3 protein-coding genes and 1 pseudogene are annotated in these 2,941 nt (G+C 65.7%); all 4 read right to left on the bottom strand.

The features are described from left to right. Positions 1-120: 120 nt before the first annotated feature. Positions 121-765 carry a P-loop NTPase family protein gene (locus tag AC1P6P_RS06865; RefSeq protein ID WP_481401691.1) on the bottom strand — a complete coding sequence of 215 codons (645 nt, stop codon included), beginning with the start codon at positions 763-765 and terminating at the stop codon, positions 121-123. Next, on the bottom strand, positions 765-1,337 hold the full coding sequence (locus AC1P6P_RS06860) for a CDP-alcohol phosphatidyltransferase family protein (protein ID WP_481401690.1): 573 nt from the start codon (positions 1,335-1,337) through the stop codon (positions 765-767). Before AC1P6P_RS06860 ends, AC1P6P_RS06865 begins: the two co-directional genes overlap by 1 nt. Continuing rightward, on the bottom strand, positions 1,334-2,389 hold the full coding sequence (locus AC1P6P_RS06855) for a DUF2066 domain-containing protein (protein WP_481401689.1): 1,056 nt from the start codon (positions 2,387-2,389) through the stop codon (positions 1,334-1,336). Before AC1P6P_RS06855 ends, AC1P6P_RS06860 begins: the two co-directional genes overlap by 4 nt. 363 nt (positions 2,390-2,752) lie before the next feature. Beyond that, positions 2,753-2,941 (bottom strand): annotated as a pseudogene (locus AC1P6P_RS06850) (cysteine synthase A); the annotation flags it as partial.

Raw genomic sequence — 2,941 nt, 5'->3', positions numbered from 1 at the left:
CCCCAGCGTGATTGTCGACATCCTCTGTCTCCCAGCATTCCGGAAAGCATGGAATCAGAGAGAACACCGCTGCACAAACGGAAATGTGTGAATGCCGTAGCCCACGGAGGGGAGAGGGGATTAATCGTCGGCCAGCAAATCGCGGATCAGCGCGGTCGTGACCGGTTTCTTGGCGGCGAGGGCGGCGGCGTCGGCTTTGGCGACGAAGTCGCGCAAGGCGCCGGGCGAGCGTTCGAGAAAGCGGATCATCTGGGCGATCACGGCATCGGGAACGATGAGCTGGCGGTCGGCGAACAGCTTCTTGGCCAGGGCTTCGAGCAGCGCGTCGTCGGGTGCCCACAACGGAAACGCCAGCAGCGCATCGAAACGCGAGCGCAGGTCGGGGATCGTCGTCTTCCATGCAGACGGCGGCTCGTGTGCCGTCAGCAGCATGCGCTGGCCGCGTTCGAGCAGCGCGAACAGCGCGGTTTCGGCGTCATGGCTGAGCGGCGCGGCGTCGACGTTTTCGATCACCAGCGATGCGTCGGGGGCAATGCCCGCGAGATCGGACACGCCCCGCACCGCAGCTCCGGCCCGCTCGGCCCAGACACCGGCGAGATGCGATTTGCCCGAACCGCTCGGCCCATAGAGCGCCGCGGCGGGCGTTGGCCAGTTCGGCCAGGAATCGACAAAGGTCACGGCCGCGCTGTTGCCGGCCGCCACCAGGAAATCGGCGCGGCCGAGTTTGGGCATCGTCGGCAACGGCAAGGGGATTTGCGACGCCATCAGACGGTGCCGTTGTCTTGCGGCACGCGCCGGATCGCGCACTTGAGCCAGAGATGGGCGTAAGCGAGGAACGACCACGCCGTGATCACCGTCACCGCCGCGACACCGATGCTGCGCACCAGCGGCGGCTCTTCGTGCAGGCACAGCAGCAGCAGCACCAGCGCGATGTAGAGCACCTGCACCACGGTGGAAATCTTGCCGGCGAGCAGCGGCTTCACTTCCAGCGGCATCGCCAGCAGCTTCGCCAGCAAGACGCCGAGCACGATGGCGATATCGCGCCCGATCACCAGCGCGGTGACTTCGCGCGGCACCTGATCGACCATCGACAAGGTGACGAAACTCGCCAGCATGAGAAGCTTGTCGGCCGCCGGATCGAGCCAGGCGCCGAACTGCGAGGCGAGCCCAAATTTCTTGGCGAGAAAGCCATCGGCGGCGTCGCTGAGGCCGGCCACCACGAACACGGCGAGCGCGGCCGGATAGTTTGCGTTCAGGATCAGCCACGCCGCAATCGGCGCCGCGACCAGTCGCAACGCCGAAAGGATATTGGGAGCTTGCCGCAGCACAGCCCTCATGGCCCGCCCGCGATCTGCCAATTGCCGGGATGGCCGGTCAGCGAAATGCCGGCCTGGGCCAGCGCCGCCTTCAACTGATCGGGTGAGCCGATATAGGTGATCGTCAGCTTGGCCGCGCCGATATCCATCGCCGCCACACTGACGTCGGCGACATTGGGCACGCCGGAGATGGAATTTTCGAGCGCCGCGAACTGGGCCAGCGAGGCCATTTGCACATCGGCCGTCAGCTTGGCCTTCTGGCTGTAGTCGACCGCCTTCTGGCTTTTCCACATCTCGTCGATGGCGCGCACGGCGGCGTCGGCGGCGCTGGGATAGGTCGCTATCAAATTCTGCAACAGCGGCACATCGAACACCGACTTCATCGGCACTTCGCCCTGCCCCAGCCGCTTGATCGACACCTGCACCTTGGTCGGCCCTGCCGGCGTCACCTGCACCAGCACGGCTTCGGTCGCCTTGAAGCGAGCCGCCACCGCCGCGATGTGATCCCAGTTGGCGGTTTCGAAATTGAGCCCTGCGAGCGCGGCCATGTCGGCGGCATCGCCCACCGGCACGGCGAACGGCACCGGCGCCGTGGCGAAGCGCGGCGAGACGAAAGTCTGCGTCAGCGCCGAATTGCGCGCAAAGCCCGGTGCCATCGGGATCAGCAGCACTTTTTTCGCAGCAACGAGCGTGTACGGAATGCCGGCGCTCTGCAGTACCCGCGCCACCATCTCGGGATTGAAGGTGTAGGTCATGTCGGCGACATAGCGCGTGGTGGAACGCCGCTCGTTGATCGGGAAATAGCCGATCACCATTTTCTGCAGCGTGACCGCATCGACCACCGGCTGGCGGGTCCAGTCCTGCTGCCGCGTCAAACGCCGGAACAGGATATTCCAGGCCGCCGGCCGACCGCTGGCAACCGCCGCCGTGCGGGCTTCGGCCACCGACTTGGCCGACGCATCGACATGGATGCCGCTGACCTCGAAGGTCGCATCCGCCCTGGCCGGTGCGGCACAAAGGCACGAAACGGCAAGCGCAAGCATCAGCGCTGGAATGCGAATAAGGCGATGCATCTGGAAACCCGTCCTGAACGGCGCCGACTATACCGACCCGTACGCGCCCATGAAAGCACTCTTCCGGCGCCGGTTGCCCCGCCCGGCCGCACCGCGACGGCATTTGGCCGCGTGTACCGCGGCGGAGCCCGCCACGGAACGGGTGAAGACTTTGTGACAGATGGCGCGGGGCGCCGCATGCATGCCAGCGATCTCGTGCGGCGCTTGATCGATGTCATCGCCGCTGACGTTGGATACGGCCACGCTCGACGAAGCCACGAGTATTCTCAAATCGGCGCTGCGCCAGACCACCCACGCCTGACGCTTGGCAAAAAAATGGCGGACCGATCGGGCCCGCCAAGTTCAGGGAGAGGCAGGTAAGGCTCAGCCGGGAACGGCGAGGCCATCAAACAGGGCCGTGGTGAGATAGCGTTCGGCAAAATCGGGAATGATCACGACGATGGTCTTGCCGGCGAATTCGGGCCGCTGACCGACTTCGAACGCCGCCGCCACCGCCGCGCCCGCCGAAATGCCGACCGGAATGCCTTCCGACCGTGCCAGCTTGCGCGCCGT

The organism is Rhizomicrobium sp. (genome assembly GCF_056722145.1).
The sequence above is the reverse complement of the archived record's forward strand: the minus strand, read 5'-3'. Positions and strand labels throughout refer to the sequence as shown.